Here is a 15,131-nt window from a genome sequence, read left to right as displayed (position 1 = left end):
GCACGCCTGATCGCTGATGTTCAGCGATGGAGCGGACTATAGGCAGCCCGCTTGGGGCATCACAATGGGGTAACGCGGGTGAAAGCCCGATCCCACATAAGTGCGCGAAAGGTCTGTAGAAATCGCAGCGCCTGCATCGCGAGCAAGCCCGCTCCCACAGGTTTGACGAACATCCACACATTGTGAGAACACCCAAAACCTGTGGGAGTGGGCTTGCTCGCGATGGCATCAGCCCGGTGACTCAGGCCGTCACAGCAGCCTGAATCACCACCAAACCAATCAGCGCACCAAATGCAAAAACTGCAGATGGCGTTCGTACTGGTCGAGGATGTCGTTGATGATCTGCTCTTTGGTGTAGCCCGTCAGGTCGTAGTCCTGGCTGCCTTCGGCCAGATGCACTTCAGCACGGTAGTAACGGCGATTACGCAGTTGCTCCTTTTTGCCAAAGCCACCCCGGGCGAAGGACGGCGTGAAGTAGCCACGCATCTGCACCTGGTAGATAAACGGATGTTCATCCCCATGACCGATTTCCAGGCTCACGTTGTCGTTGGCCGGGTCTGGCTGGGTGACAACGTTAAGGCCTTTCTCCCGGAACACAGCGCTCACTTCTTCAATCGCCGGGCGCACGGTGGTGTCCATAAAGCGGTACACCTCGTCCCGCGACGGGAAGTGCACGGCCTGGCTCAAGCGCTGGCGCCAGCCACCACGACGCGAGTGCGAAACCGGCGCCAGGGAGTGGGTCTGCGCAATCTTCTTCTGCGACTCAAGGTAGAACGCCTTGTGCAGGCCCCACATCATCAGCAGCAAAATCAGCGAGAACGGTAACGAGGTCAGCACTACCGCTGACTTGAGCGCATCGATACTGCCCGAGAACAGCAGCGCACTGGTGACCAGCGCGGTCATCGCACCCCAGAACACCCGCAGCCATTTCGGGCCGTCTTCGTCCGCGTTATTGCCACGGGCCGAGAGGGTGGACAGCACCACGGTACCGGAGTCAGCCGAGGTCACGAAGAACACGAAGCTGATAAACACCGTCACCGCGATAACGGTCTTGCTCCACGGGTAGGTCTCAAGCAGCAGGTACAGCGTACGCGACGGGTCATCGATAGCCGACTGGCCAAGGGCGACCATGCCGTGGTTGAGCACCTGGTCGATGGCGCTGTTGCCGAAAATAGACATCCACGCCAGGGTAAAGCCCAGCGGAATCAGCAGCACGCCGAACACGAACTCGCGGATGGTCCGGCCACGGGAAATACGCGCAATAAACAGGCCTACAAAGGGCGACCATGCGATCCACCAGGCCCAATAGAACACGGTCCAGCCGCCCAGCCAGTCACTTGGCTTGTCGTAGGCATACACATCGAAACTCTTGGTGGGCAGTGCACCCAGGTAGTCACCGATGTTCTGCACCAGAGTGTTGAGCAAGTGCTGGGTGGGGCCGGCGAACAACACAAACAGCAGCAGGGCACAGGCCAGCAGCATGTTGATGTCGGACATCACCCGCACGCCCTTGTCGACACCGGCAATCGCCACCAGAATCGCGGCGCCCATCATCAACGTGATCAGGCCCACTTGCACCCATTGGGTATGGGGCATGCCGAACAGGTAGTCGAGGCCGGAGTTGAGGTGCAGCACCCCAAAGCCCATGTCGGCGCCCAGGCCGAATACCGTGGCAATGATACCGAAACCATCCACCGCATAACCGATGGGGCCGTTGATGCGCTTGCCGATCAGCGGGTAGAGCGCCGAGCGCAGCGCCAGCGGCAGGTTATGCCGGTAGGCGAAGTAGGCCAGTGCCATGCCGACGAACGCGAACACACCCCAGCCGTGCAGGCCCCAGTGCAGGAACAGCAGCTGCATGCCCTGGCGCGCAGCCTCGGCATTGCCGGCCGGGCCCTGCGGCGGGTTGAGCATATGGGTGAGGGGTTCGGACACACAGAAGAAAAATAGCGTGATGCTGATCCCGGCGGCGAACAACATGCCCGCCCAGGACAGGTAACTGAACTCGGGTTCGTCGTGGTCGGCACCGAGCTTGATCTTGCCGTAGCCGGACAAGGCGGTGACGACCACGAAGATCAGATACAGGGTCATCGCTAACATGTAGTACCAGCCGACCGTGTTGGCCGCCCAGTTTTGTGCGGCCAGCAGCCATTCGCCGGCAGCGGCAGGCATGGCGATGACCACCACACCGAAGATCAGGATAAACGCGGCGGCAAAGTAGAACACCGGCGGATTCATGCGGATCGAGGACGTCTCGGACGTGATCGGTACACTCATTGGATGTGCACCTTATAGAGGTAAAACGGGATCAAAAAGAGCGGATTCGGCAAGGGTTAGCCTCCTGTTGTGAGCGGGCAGCGGACCACCGGTTTAACTTGAACAAGCATTCAAGTTAAACATGGATGGCCTTTCAGCACTAATCGCTGCCCGCAGCTGCACGCCTGATACGTTAGCTCATGGCAAGGTATGACACATGGCCATGATCATCGTTCAGCCGTTATAGCGTGGGGCTATCAGGGGGGAGAGGCGGCAAAAGAAAACGGGAATTTCGGGCGCTGAAAAAAAATCCAAAAAAAATGTTCGCAGAAGCGCAGTGATCAAAAAATAGACTGATTTAGACGCCGATCAGTAGTGCCTCAGGAGGAAAGTACCGACGAATTTACAGCAGAGGGGGGGACCCTATTGATTGAAGTGGTCCCAGAGACTTATCTCGCATTGGCGCCCGCAATCTACAAGCACCAATACGAACAAACAGAGATTCACAAAGAACACCTGATAATGTTACCCGATTACAGTTATCAAAAATTTAAGACTACAAACACTCTCTTTCATACATCGAAGTTAACAATAGAACCTAGATAAAAATCAATCGACAGATAAATCATGCTTTCTTTCAACGGATATTTATATCAATTTAACTTTTCAATGTCTCTGCCGATGGCTCATCGGGAGTTATCGTCGAGAAATTAACGGCCACTGCTTCTTTAATTTCACCCTTTTGAGTAAAACCACTGACACCTACAATATCATTACCATTTCGAGCATCTGCTAATGGCCTTGTATAGTTCAGATCAATCTGTGAAATACTTAACTCGTCCAGCGAATGTAACTCGCTTGTACCAGTCGACTCAATCCTGCTTTGGCCATCATGATTGGCATCAACCCAAACCCTCACATCGCCCCAGCGTTCATCCTGGTTATCAAATTTAAGGTCTTTGTTGCTATCCAGGCTGCGCAGTGCATCAAATGCATTATCAAAGTTCTTTTTACTCGGAGAATCTCGGCTTCCTTGTTCGGCACCAAAATACTCTGACATCAACTCCGAGACATTATCAATTTTTCCGTTTCCATCAAGGTCCAAAACAACCATACCTTCGTCAGGGCTGCTCCACCCCGTTTGCACCTTCTCGCCGTCGTTGTTCATGTCGAAATGAACAGGAGAGGCATGAGGGTTGGTGAGTTTTGCTCCGGCCCCACCCAGATCCAAAATCAAAGGGTCTACTTTGTTTTCTAAGGCGCATTTCATTCTTGCAATTTGTTCTGGCGTTATATAGTTGAGACCTCCAACACTTTCCAAAGAAATATCAACATTAGCAGCTGGCCTTTCGATATTTGTCACAGGTACCCCTCCGCCTGTGCTGTAGCCGTTCGATGCAGAAGTAGCGCCACCTGCCCCCCCACTTCCGCCACTGTCAAGACTACCAGCCGTACCGTTACTTATACCGCCACCTGGAATCACAGGCAGTGAAATATCAACTTCTACACCTTTTACTAATAAATCTTCAAATACTATCTTTATGACAATAGGTATAATCATTGAGGCATTGCCAAAATACTTTTCGAAAATCATCCCAATAGCAGCGGCATTTTGTATAAATACCGTGGCATAATTTTCCATTTGCTCTAAAAAGTTACGGCCCGGAATCTCAACGTAATTATGCCCTAGTCCACCCCCCCACACAGGAAACTCATCACCGAGCGTCCCGGCCCATTGCCATGGTTCCAAACCTAAGTATTTTACTGCGGCTTGCACGTCTCTTTTGATCACATCTTTAATTGGCAAAATGCCTTTAGCGTGAATAAAATCCGCAATAACTTGGTGGGCTAATCTGTCAGAAGCATTTTTATACATACGCGAAGTGAATTTCCTTCCGGAGCGCTCAACTGCATATCGCATGGAATTGGAAACCAGTTCGCTTGCAAAGCTTCCGTCAATATTATTGATAGATTTTGCAGCCATAAGCCAGTTAGCCGTCATCAACATCTGGTCTCTCACTTCGCCATCGGCCTGGTTGGCAATAGCTTTTTGAGCAACATTATATAAGTAATGGTATCCTCCCGCGTAGTCTTTCACGGCGAGTCTATGTTCCAGGTATTTGATATCCGCGGGTGCCAGAGGTATTTGCACCATATTGGCGCCTCCTTAATTAATTAAAAAACGATCCAGAAAATTCAACACAAAAACATCGGCTTCTTTAAGGTTGGAAATCTCACGGCTAAACAAATAGTCAATCCCAAAAGTACTTTTGTACGCTCTTTTTCCCATATAAATCAGGTCCCACTCATATATATATGCATTGCTTCCATCACGGCCCGCAACTCTATAAGTCTTTTCACTATCCTCTAACAGTTCAACCCCATCAAAAGACGCAATGGTTTTTAATGTTCGGGTGGCTCGATTTATATCAAACGGAGGAACGGATATAGGAAATAAAACTAACACCATTACATTGTTAGATTTATTTTTATAATCAACCAACTTCATGGATGGATACTCAACACGAAGAGTGACCACGCTTTCACCGTTAAAATCAATAAGCTCGCAATCCTTATCCGAAACATCAAAGGAAAAAACACTGATATTCGTTTTTTCATTAACAAACGTGCAAGCTGCATGGGCGGGCATTGAGCCCCAAGCAAACACCAGTGATATAAGCCCACCTTGAAGATATCTACGCACTACCAGCCTCCAATATTACTGATGTATCGCCATTTCCACAGGAGTAATAAATATAGCGACCAACAAAATTCAATCTTCATAGCTCAGCGCGGAACATGGTTTTTGGACGTGTCATTTCCATACCCCATCCAAGAGCGAGATTAAAAACCTTAACGCCCTGAAAACTTTAGGCCTGGTACCAAAATATGACCACAGCGAAGCCGCCGTTCTTAATGTCGGATATTTCCGTAACTAAAAATAGTATGTAGGAGAGGGTTAAACCGGGCGCAGAACTGCGCGCCCCCGTTTAAAAAACAGACAAGTCCAGCGGCCGAATCGCGCCCATCCAGATAGCATGGTCGGTGTGGTCCAGCAGGTCGTTGCCGGTATCGGGATGCAAAAACACCACCAGACCGTGCCGGTAGAGCGCCAGCCACGGCAGGACGATGCCGATCAGTTCAGGGCCGAAAGCCAGCTGGCAGCTCCAGTCCGGGTGCGGGCCAACCGGGCGTTCGTGGACGCGGCCCATGGTGACGCCAAACAGTCGCCTGGCCTCTTCGCCCAAGGCGCGCGCCTGATCGATGGTCGAAGCGTCGAAGTAGACATGGGCGTGGTAGCCCTTGATTCGCTGCATAAGTACCTCTTGCCCTCACCCCGCCCTCTCCCGGAGGGAGAGGGGCTGCTTTAAAGCGCCAGCAACCGGCGCAATTCAGCCAGCGCCGGTGCAGTATCCGGACGCACCCCGCGCCACAGATTAAACGCCTCGGCGGCCTGTTCGGCCAGCATGCCCAAACCATCCATCACCTGACCCGCGCCATGCCCGCTGGCCCACACGCAAAACGGCGTCGGCTCCTTGCCATACATCATGTCGTAGCACAGGGTTTTACCCGGCTCGATCAGGCTGCTGGCAATGGGTGGCAGTTCTCCACTCAGGCTGGCCGAGGTGGCATTGATAATCAGGTCGACCGGCTCGTGCAGCCAGTCAAAACCGCTTGCAGCCACCGGGCCCAGGTCACTGAACAACTCGGCCAGCAACTCGGCTTTTTCAACGGTGCGGTTGGCGATGGTGACCGAGGCCGGCCCTTCAGCCAGCAACGGCTCCAGCGCACCCCGCACCGCACCGCCTGCTCCCAGGATCAGGATGCGCTTACCCTTGAGGCTGAAACCGGCATTGACCGTCAGGTCGCGCACCAGCCCTGCACCATCGGTGTTGTCCCCCAGCAAAACGCCATCGGCCAATTTGCTCAGGGTGTTGACCGCTCCTGCTCGCTGGGCCCGAGCTGTCAGTTGATCCGCCAGGCGGTAGGCGTCTTCTTTGAAGGGCACTGTCACATTGGCGCCACGCCCCTGCAGGAAAAACTCCGTTGCGCAGCCAGCAAAATCATCCAGTGGTGCCAGCAAGGTGTCGTACTGCATGGCCTGGCCAGTTTGCTCGGCAAACAGGCGATGCAGCACCGGGGATTTGCTGTGGGCAATCGGGTTACCAAAAACAACGTAACGGTCCATCAGGCAAGCTCCTCGGGCAGTGTCAGGCGTTGGCCAACCAGTCGCGGTCTTGCAGGAAGTAATCCGTCAGGCGCGCTTCCGGGCTTTCCGGTTCCGCTTTCCAGTCATAAGCCCAGCGCACTTGCGGTGGCAGGGACATCAGGATCGACTCGGTGCGACCGCCCGATTGCAGGCCAAACAGGGTGCCACGGTCATAGACCAGGTTGAATTCCACATAGCGTCCACGGCGGAATTCCTGGAACTCACGCTGCTGGGCAGTGTATTCGTCGTTTTTGCGGCGCTGAACGATCGGCAGGTAGGCGTCGATATAGGCATCACCAATGGCGCGAATAAAAGCGAAACAGGTGTCGAAATCCCACTTGTTCAGGTCATCAAAAAACAGGCCGCCAATACCACGGGGCTCATTGCGATGCTTGATATGGAAGTAGGTGTCGCACCACGCCTTGTAGCGCGGGTACACATCGGCACCAAATGGCGCACAGGCCTGCTCGGCCACGCGGTGCCAGTGCACGCAGTCTTCTTCAACGCCATAGTAAGGGGTGAGGTCAAAGCCGCCACCGAACCACCAGACCGGTTCTTCGCCTTCTTTCTCAGCGATGAAAAAACGTACGTTGGCGTGGGAAGTTGGCACATGCGGGTTGTGCGGGTGTATCACCAGCGACACACCGAGGGCTTCAAAGCCACGGCCCGCAAGTTCAGGGCGATGAGCACTGGCCGACGGTGGCAGGCCGCTGCCGAACACATGGGAAAAGTTGACGCCGCCTTTCTCGATGACGTGGCCGTTTTCGATTACACGGGTACGACCGCCACCACCCGCCGGGCGCTCCCAGGCGTCTTCAACGAACTGGGTGCCGCCGTCTTCCGTTTGCAATGCGTTGCAAATGCGGTCTTGAAGGTCGAGCAGGTAGGCTTTTACAGCCTCGGTGCGAGTAGTCATGACATCACCTTAAATCGGGCAAAGCGACGCGGCGTGCGGGGCCGGCGGCAAAGGGGGGCTAGCATAACACCGCACTCCGGCTCACCGCAGTTGACGAAGATCACGCTTCAGCGTTGGATGGTGGCTTCGTGAAATGAGCGAGGACAGTGCAAATGGCAAAGCGTATCCAGTTTCGGGCCCACGGCGGCCCTGAAGTGCTTGAGTATGTCGATTACCAACCCGCCGAGCCGGGCCCGCAGCAAGTTCGGGTGCGCAATCAGGCCATCGGTCTGAATTTCATCGATACCTATTACCGGGGTGGCTTGTACCCGCTGGCTGAACTGCCGTCCGGGCTGGGCAATGAAGGTGCGGGGATCGTTGATGCGGTGGGCAGTGACGTGCGCAACGTGAACGTCGGCGATCGCGTCGCTTACGGCACCGGGCCGCTGGGGGCATACAGTGAACTGCACGTTTTGCCTGCAGCCAATGTAGTGAAACTGCCCGAGGATATTTCCTTTGAACAAGCCGCCGCCGTGATGCTCAAGGGCCTGACAACCCAGTACCTGCTGCGTCAGACCTACGAACTCAAAGGGGGTGAAACCATCCTGTTCCACGCTGCTGCAGGCGGGGTAGGTTCGATTGCCTGCCAATGGGCGAAAGCCTTGGGCGTGAAATTGATCGGCACGGTCAGTTCGGCCGAAAAAGCCGCCCACGCCAAAGCTCTGGGCGCGTGGGAAACCATCGACTACAGCCACGAGGATGTTGCCAAGCGTGTACTGGAATTGACCGACGGCAAGAAGTGCCCGGTGGTTTACGACGGTGTAGGCAAGGACACCTGGCTAACGTCACTGGACTGCGTAGCACCACGTGGGCTTATGGTCAGCTTTGGCAATGCTTCAGGCGCGGTAACGGGGGTCAACCTGGGGATCTTGTCGCAGAAGGGCTCGCTGTATGTCACTCGACCGACGTTGGCGTCCTACGCCAATAGCGCCGAAAACCTGCAAGCGATGGCCGATGAGCTGTTTGCGATGATCCGCAGCGGTGCAATCAAGGTTGATTTCAGCCAGCGTTTTGCGTTGGCTGATGCGGCCAAGGCGCAGACGGAACTGTCGGCGCGCCGAACCACGGGATCGACGATTTTGTTGCCTTAAAACAAATTCGTAGCAGCTGCCGTAGGAACGAGGCTGCGTTCGGCGGCGCAGCCGTCGTAAAACCAGACACTGTGGTCGTTCAGAAAAATCTCGGACTCAGGTTTTACGATTGCTTCGCAACCGGACGCAGCCTCGTTCCTTCGGCAGCTGCTACAAGATCGGTTGGGCTGCAACTCATTACGCCGGGCGTACGATTTTGCCGCTAGCCAGGTCGCGGATCAGGCTCGGGTTTTTACGTCCACCCAAGTTGCCACCCAACACATGGTCGATTTGCCCACGGAAATACTGCTCCACTTTCAAGCGAGTACGCGCTGCCGGCAAACCTGCCGGGTTGGCTGAAGTCGAGACAATCGGCCCCACCAGCGCGCACAGTTCGCGCACCAGCGGGTGATCGCTCACGCGCAGCGCCACCGTATCGTGTACCCCGGTGATCCACTCGGGCAGCAAGCCCTGATGCGGCACCAGCCAGGTGTTCGGCCCTGGCCAGGTACTGGCCATGCGGTCGATCCACTCCTGGGGGAAGTCTTCAAACAGGAAGTCGAACTGGTGAATGTTGTCTGCCACCACAATCAGACCTTTATCCACAGGCCGCGATTTGATCGCCAGCAGCCGCTCGACCGCGTCTTCATCCCATGGGTCGCAGCCCAGGCCCCAGACCGCCTCGGTCGGATAGGCAATCACCGCGCCTGCGCGAATGGCTCTTGCAGCTTGTTGGACGCGCCAGGTGCTGATCATTGAATGTCTCCAGATATGTGCTGCGCGCAGTGTACTTAGCTGGCGCGAGCAAACCAACGCCCACCCTCGAGTACAACATGCCCCGCCAGTTCAAGCTCGGTCAGAGTAGCCAGCAATCGGGGCAAATCCCAACCGCTGATATTGGCCAATGCTTCGCTGGTATAGGGCGCTGCCTGCAACAATTGCACTAATGGATGACAGCTTGGAGTAAACATTTCTGTTGTGGGCAACGGCATCGAGCGCCAGCCACGCAGGCCTTCGAGAATGTGCTCAACGGTCTCGACAAGCGTAGCGCCATCACGGATCAACTGATGGCAGCCACGCGCCCCAGGGTGGTGGATGGAACCGGGCATGGCGTACACCTCGCGCCCCTGCTCTGCGGCGAGACGGGCAGTAATCAGCGAGCCGCTGGACACGCTGGCCTCGACCACCAGCACGCCAAGGGACAAACCGCTGATAATGCGGTTACGCCGCGGGAAGTTGGCGGCTTGGGGCCCGGCGTCCAGAGGAAACTCCGATACCACGGCGCTACCGTTGCAAATCATTGCGTCTGCCAATGCCCGATGGCGCTGTGGATAAAGTTTTTCCAGGCCCGTCCCCAAAACCCCCACTGTCTGCCCGCCAACGTCCAGAGCAGCCTGATGCGCTGCGCCATCAATCCCCAGCGCCAGCCCGCTGGTAATCACAAAACCGGCGCCAGCCAGGCTGCGGGAAAAGGCGGTCGCGGTGTCCAGCCCAGGCCTCGAAGCGCGTCGGCTACCGACCATCGCCAACTGCGGTTTTTCCAGAGTTGACGGCTCTCCCGCCACGAATAACAGCGGCGGGGCATCGCTCAATTCGCTTAACAGCGCCGGGTAATCGGCCTGATCATGCAGCAGCACATGGTGTCTGGAGCGCTCAAGCCAGCGCAATGCAGCGCTGGCACCCTCACGGACTTCAGGGCTGCGCCGCGCTTGGGCACACCCCTCGGGCAGCCCCAGGGCACGCCAGGCGCTGGCAGGTGCGCTGAGCGCCGAACTGGCCGAACCAAAGGCTCTGAACAGGCTGTAATAACGCCGTGGCCCAACGTCGGGCAAACGGTGCAAACGCAAGCGGGCCTCCAACTCTGCTGGGGATATTTCTGAGGGTGGCATAGGATCATCCTTGATCGGTTATTCCATCTGGCTGTAAGGAACAAGCTGTGGATAACTCTGTTGACAAGTTGTTTGGCTAACGATGAAAAGTACCGGGTTGAGCCCCTTGGCAGAACTTGAAACGCCAATGGGAAACCCAACATTAGTTGAACGTCGCCTGGAGGCCGGGCAGGTTGGTTTCAAATTGAGACATGCACAGGTGCAGCCCGGCAGCTAGTCGTTTCATCCGTGGGTGAATCCCTTTATTATGTGCTCTCGCGTGAAACGCCTGAGCCCGAGCGGGCTCTCTCTGAAGGAGACGTTTTGCACAGGTTGCTCGAGTCCCCAGGACCCACCTGACAACCGTTTTTGAATCTTTCACACAGTGCACCAATCAAACTTATGGCTATTTTGAACATCCTCGAATTCCCAGACTCGCGTCTGCGTACCATCGCCAAACCCGTGGCGGTTGTGGACGACGAAGTCCGTCAGTTGATCGATGACATGTTTGAAACCATGTACGAGGCGCCAGGTATCGGCCTGGCCGCGACCCAGGTCAACGTGCACAAACGCATCGTGGTCATGGATCTGAGCGAAGACCGCAGCGAACCGATGGTGTTTATCAACCCCGAGTTCGAGATCCTGTCCGACGAGATGGGCCAATACCAGGAAGGCTGCCTGTCGGTACCGGGTTACTACGAGAACGTTGATCGCCCGCAGCGCGTCAAGATCAAGGCGCTGGACCGTGACGGCAAACCTTTTGAAATGATCGCTGAAGGCCTGTTGGCGGTGTGCATTCAGCATGAGTGCGACCACCTCAACGGCAAGCTCTTCGTCGACTACCTGTCTACGCTCAAGCGCGACCGGATCAAGAAGAAACTGGAAAAACTGCACCGCCAGAACGCTTGATCGGCATAAAACGCACAACACTCCCGAACTGGCAGGGACCCGATGTGGGAGCGGGCTTGCTCGCGATCGGGCCAACACGGTTCTGCTGATACACCGGGTAGCCCTCATCGCGAGCAAGCCCGCTCCCACATGAAAATGAGCCAGCCGGTCCGTTCGCTGGCTCATTGCCGTCAGTTCCCGCGCCCCCCTATTCCAAGTGAGTATTCCATGACTGAGCCACTGCGCATCGTCTTTGCCGGCACCCCAGAATTCGCCGCCGAACACCTCAAGGCACTGCTAGACACGCCTTACGAGATCGTCGCGGTCTACACCCAGCCGGACCGTCCGGCAGGGCGCGGGCAAAAGCTGATGCCAAGCCCGGTCAAACAGCTGGCGCTGGAGCACAACATCACAGTGATGCAGCCACCCACCCTGCGTGCCCCTGAGGCCCAGGCCGAACTGGCTGCACTCAAGCCGGACCTGCTGGTGGTGGTGGCCTACGGCCTGATCCTGCCGCAAGTGGTGCTGGATATTCCGCGCCTGGGCTGCATCAACAGCCACGCCTCCTTGCTGCCACGCTGGCGCGGAGCAGCGCCGATCCAGCGCGCCATCGAAGCCGGCGACAGTGAAAGCGGAGTGACCGTAATGCGTATGGAGGCGGGTCTGGACACCGGCCCCATGCTGCTCAAGTCCGTGACCGCAATCACCGCCGATGACACCGGCGGCAGCCTGCACGACCGCCTGGCCGAACTGGGCCCACCGGCCGTGATCCAGGCCATTGCCGGTCTGGCGGCGGGGACGCTGCAAGGTGAAGTCCAGGATGACAGCCTGGCGACCTACGCCCACAAGTTGAACAAGGACGAAGCGCGCATCGACTGGAGCCGCCCGGCCGTTGAGCTGGAGCGCCTGATCCGCGCCTTCAACCCGTGGCCGATCTGCCACAGCACGCTCAATGGCGAAGCCCTCAAAGTACTGGCCGCAAACCTGGCTGACGCTCAAGGTGCACCGGGACAGACTCTCGCCGCCAGCAAGGACGGCCTGATCGTGGGTTGCGGTGAAGGCGCCTTGTGCCTCACACGCCTGCAATTGCCTGGTGGCAAAGCGCTGAACTTCAGTGATTTTTTCAACAGCCGCCGTGAGAAATTCGCCGTCGGTACAGTTTTGGGTGCCGCACAATGAATCCTCGTCTGGCCGCCGCCAAAGCCCTGACTGCCGTGCTCAACGGTAAGGCATCGCTCAACAGTTCGTTGCCGCTGCAACTGGACAAGGTTGAGGTACGTGACCGCGGTCTGACCCAGGATCTGGCCTTCGGCACCGCGCGCTGGCAGCCACGCCTGTCGGCGCTGGCCAACAAGCTGCTGCAAAAACCGTTCAAGGCCGCCGACGCTGACGTCGAGGCATTGCTGCTGGTCGGTTTGTATCAACTGCTCTACACCCGCATTCCGGCCCACGCCGCCATCGGCGAAACCGTAGGTTGCGCCGACAAACTGAAAAAGCCGTGGGCCAAAGCCCTGCTTAACGCCGTACTGCGCAACGCACAGCGAGAAAGCGAAGCCTTACTGGCTGAGCTGGAACGTGACCCGGTGGTGCGTACTGCGCACCCACGCTGGCTGCAAAAATCCCTGAAGGCTTTTTGGCCTGAGCAATGGGAAGCCATCTGTGCAGCCAACAATGCGCACCCGCCGATGATCTTGCGGGTCAACCGTCGCCATCACAGTCGTGATGCGTATCTGCAGTTGCTGGTCGAGGCAGGGATCGAAGCTCAACCTTGCACCTTTAGCCAGGACGGCATCGTGCTGGCTGCGGCCTGCGATGTACGCAATCTGCCAGGCTTTGCCGAAGGCTGGATCAGTGTGCAGGACGAAGCCGCCCAGCTGGCTGCCGATTTGCTCGATCTGGCCCCGGGCCAGCGTGTACTCGACGCCTGCTGCGCCCCCGGCGGCAAGACCTGCCACATCCTGGAAGTCGAGCCCAAGCTCGCCGGCGTGGTAGCCGTGGACCTGGAAGCCAAGCGCCTGGTGCGCGTTCGCGAGAACCTTGAACGTCTGGGCCTGAGTGCCGAGTTGATTGCGGCTGACGGCCGCGATACCGCAACCTGGTGGGACGGCAAACCATTCCAGCGCATTTTGCTGGATGCGCCTTGCTCAGCAACGGGTGTTATCCGCCGTCATCCAGACATCAAGCTGACCCGCCAACCGGACGACATCGCCGCACTCGCCACCCTGCAAGGCGAACTGCTGGACGCGATGTGGCCAACCCTGGAAGTCGGTGGCATCTTGCTTTACGCCACCTGTTCGACGCTGCCGACCGAAAACACCGAGGTGATCGAAGCGTTTCTGGCCCGGACACCGGGTGCCCGCGAGCTGGATATCGCCGGTCAGTTCGGTATCAAACAACCCCACGGCCGCCAGTTGCTGGCGCAAGAAGGTGGGCATGACGGTTTCTATTACGCCAAACTGATCAAGATCGCTGCCGCACGCAGCTAACGGTTCCAGGAAATGACGGCATGAAAATCATCATCCTCGGCGCAGGCCAGGTCGGCGGTACGCTGGCAGAACATCTGGCCAGCGAAGCCAACGACATCACCGTGGTCGACACCGATGGCGAACGCCTGCGCGACCTGGGTGACCGCCTCGACATCCGCACCGTGCAGGGCCGCGCCTCGCTGCCCAATGTGCTGCGCCAGGCGGGTGCAGATGACGCCGACATGCTGGTGGCCGTGACCAACAGCGACGAGACCAATATGGTCGCGTGCCAGGTGGCCTACACGCTGTTTCACACCCCGACCAAAATCGCCCGTGTACGAGAAGCGGCTTATCTGACACGCGGCGAGGAGTTGTTTGATAACGACGCCATCCCGGTCGACGTGCTGATCAGCCCCGAGCAGGTGGTCACCAACTACATCAAGCGCCTGATCGAACACCCCGGTGCTTTGCAGGTGATCGACTTTGCCGAGGGCAAGGCGCAGTTGGTCGCGGTCAAGGCGTATTACGGTGGCCCGCTGATTGGCCAGCAATTGCGCCAGCTACGCGAGCACATGCCGAATGTGGATACACGAGTCGCGGCGATTTTCCGACGCGATCGGCCAATTACACCCCGTGGCGATACCATCATCGAGGCTGACGACGAAGTATTTTTCATCGCCGCCAGAGCCAATATTCGCGCAGTAATGAGCGAAATGCGCCGCCTTGACGAAAGCTACAAGCGTATTGTCATTGCTGGCGGCGGACAGATCGGCGAGCGCCTGGCCGAGGCCATTGAAAGCCGTTACCAGGTCAAAATCATAGAGATGAATCCTGCACGTTGCCGCTATTTGTCCGACACGCTCGACAGTACAGTTGTGCTGCAAGGTAGCGCCTCGGACCGCGACTTGATGCTCGAAGAGAACATCGCCGATGCCGACGTGTTCCTGGCCCTGACCAACGATGACGAGGCCAATATCATGTCCTCGCTGCTGGCCAAGCGCCTGGGCGCGAAGAAGGTGATGACCATCATCAACAACCCGGCCTATGTGGACCTGATCCAGGGTGGCGAAATCGATATCGCCATCAGTCCGCAGCTGGCCACCATCGGCACCTTGCTGGCCCACGTACGCCGAGGCGATATCGTCAGTGTGCACTCACTGCGCCGCGGTGCGGCGGAGGCCATCGAAGCCATCGCCCACGGTGACTCCAAGTCGAGCAAGGTGATTGGCCGCAGCATCGGTGAAATCAACTTGCCACCGGGGACCACGATTGGCGCGATCATTCGCGACGAAGAAGTGCTGATCGCCCACGACTCTACCGTCATCAATGCCGGCGACCATGTGATCCTGTTCCTTGTGGATAAAAAGCATATTCGCGACGTAGAGAAGCTGTTTCATGTGGGCTTGAGTTTTTTCTAAG

At 57.1% G+C, this 15,131-nt stretch carries 13 protein-coding genes; 5 read left to right on the top strand and 8 right to left on the bottom strand.

Annotation, left to right across the window (positions count from 1 at the left end; translation table 11 throughout):
- Positions 1-279: 279 nt before the first annotated feature.
- The 6 genes from betT to hemF form a co-directional block, all read right to left on the bottom strand.
- The gene (gene betT, locus GHO42_RS16795) at positions 280-2,277 is read right to left on the bottom strand and encodes a choline transporter BetT (RefSeq protein ID WP_094999601.1); all 1,998 of its coding nucleotides are present in this window, start codon (positions 2,275-2,277) and stop codon (positions 280-282) included.
- Positions 2,278-2,914: 637 nt separating this feature from the next.
- Positions 2,915-4,411, bottom strand: a complete 1,497-nt coding sequence (locus GHO42_RS16790) for a hypothetical protein (protein ID WP_153326286.1) — start codon at positions 4,409-4,411, stop codon at positions 2,915-2,917.
- A 12-nt stretch (positions 4,412-4,423) separates the two neighbouring features.
- Complete coding sequence (locus GHO42_RS16785) at positions 4,424-4,960, bottom strand: hypothetical protein (RefSeq protein ID WP_141228134.1); 537 nt, start codon at positions 4,958-4,960, stop codon at positions 4,424-4,426.
- A 286-nt stretch (positions 4,961-5,246) separates the two neighbouring features.
- Entirely contained in the window at positions 5,247-5,573 is a 327-nt protein-coding gene (locus GHO42_RS16780; protein ID WP_153326288.1) for a DOPA 4,5-dioxygenase family protein, read from the bottom strand.
- Positions 5,574-5,623: 50 nt separating this feature from the next.
- A complete protein-coding gene (gene aroE, locus GHO42_RS16775) occupies positions 5,624-6,445 on the bottom strand; it encodes a shikimate dehydrogenase (RefSeq protein WP_153326290.1) in 822 nt (273 codons plus the stop codon).
- A 22-nt stretch (positions 6,446-6,467) separates the two neighbouring features.
- Complete coding sequence (gene hemF, locus GHO42_RS16770) at positions 6,468-7,382, bottom strand: oxygen-dependent coproporphyrinogen oxidase (protein ID WP_153326292.1); 915 nt, start codon at positions 7,380-7,382, stop codon at positions 6,468-6,470.
- Positions 7,383-7,534: 152 nt separating this feature from the next.
- Between hemF and GHO42_RS16765 the strand changes: the two genes are divergently transcribed.
- Positions 7,535-8,512 (top strand): NADPH:quinone reductase, encoded by a 978-nt coding sequence (locus GHO42_RS16765; protein ID WP_153326294.1) that lies wholly within the window; start codon positions 7,535-7,537, stop codon positions 8,510-8,512.
- A gap of 177 nt (positions 8,513-8,689) precedes the next feature.
- On the opposite strand, the gene GHO42_RS16760 is transcribed toward GHO42_RS16765, so the two are convergent.
- Both GHO42_RS16760 and dprA read right to left on the bottom strand, forming a co-directional pair.
- Complete coding sequence (locus tag GHO42_RS16760) at positions 8,690-9,247, bottom strand: L-threonylcarbamoyladenylate synthase (protein WP_094999595.1); 558 nt, start codon at positions 9,245-9,247, stop codon at positions 8,690-8,692.
- 35 nt (positions 9,248-9,282) lie between these two features.
- Entirely contained in the window at positions 9,283-10,380 is a 1,098-nt protein-coding gene (gene dprA, locus GHO42_RS16755) for a DNA-processing protein DprA (RefSeq protein ID WP_094999594.1), read from the bottom strand.
- Positions 10,381-10,761: 381 nt separating this feature from the next.
- On the opposite strand from dprA, the gene def reads away from it, so the two are divergent.
- From def to trkA, 4 genes are all read left to right on the top strand, one after another.
- On the top strand, positions 10,762-11,268 hold the full coding sequence (gene def / locus GHO42_RS16750; protein ID WP_016782844.1) for a peptide deformylase: 507 nt from the start codon (positions 10,762-10,764) through the stop codon (positions 11,266-11,268).
- Positions 11,269-11,475: 207 nt separating this feature from the next.
- Positions 11,476-12,426 carry a methionyl-tRNA formyltransferase gene (gene fmt / locus GHO42_RS16745; RefSeq protein ID WP_153326296.1) on the top strand — a complete coding sequence of 317 codons (951 nt, stop codon included), beginning with the start codon at positions 11,476-11,478 and terminating at the stop codon, positions 12,424-12,426.
- A complete protein-coding gene (rsmB, locus tag GHO42_RS16740; protein WP_095017920.1) occupies positions 12,423-13,733 on the top strand; it encodes a 16S rRNA (cytosine(967)-C(5))-methyltransferase RsmB in 1,311 nt (436 codons plus the stop codon). The genes fmt and rsmB overlap by 4 nt, the downstream gene beginning before the upstream one ends.
- A gap of 20 nt (positions 13,734-13,753) precedes the next feature.
- Positions 13,754-15,130, top strand: coding sequence for a Trk system potassium transporter TrkA (gene trkA / locus GHO42_RS16735; RefSeq protein ID WP_094999591.1), 1,377 nt, complete (start codon positions 13,754-13,756; stop codon positions 15,128-15,130).
- Position 15,131: the final 1 nt, after the last annotated feature.

It is taken from the genome of Pseudomonas sp. FSL R10-0056 (genome assembly GCF_009600105.1).
Lineage (GTDB): Bacteria > Pseudomonadota > Gammaproteobacteria > Pseudomonadales > Pseudomonadaceae > Aquipseudomonas > Aquipseudomonas bubulae.
The sequence above is the reverse complement of the archived record's forward strand: the minus strand, read 5'-3'. Positions and strand labels throughout refer to the sequence as shown.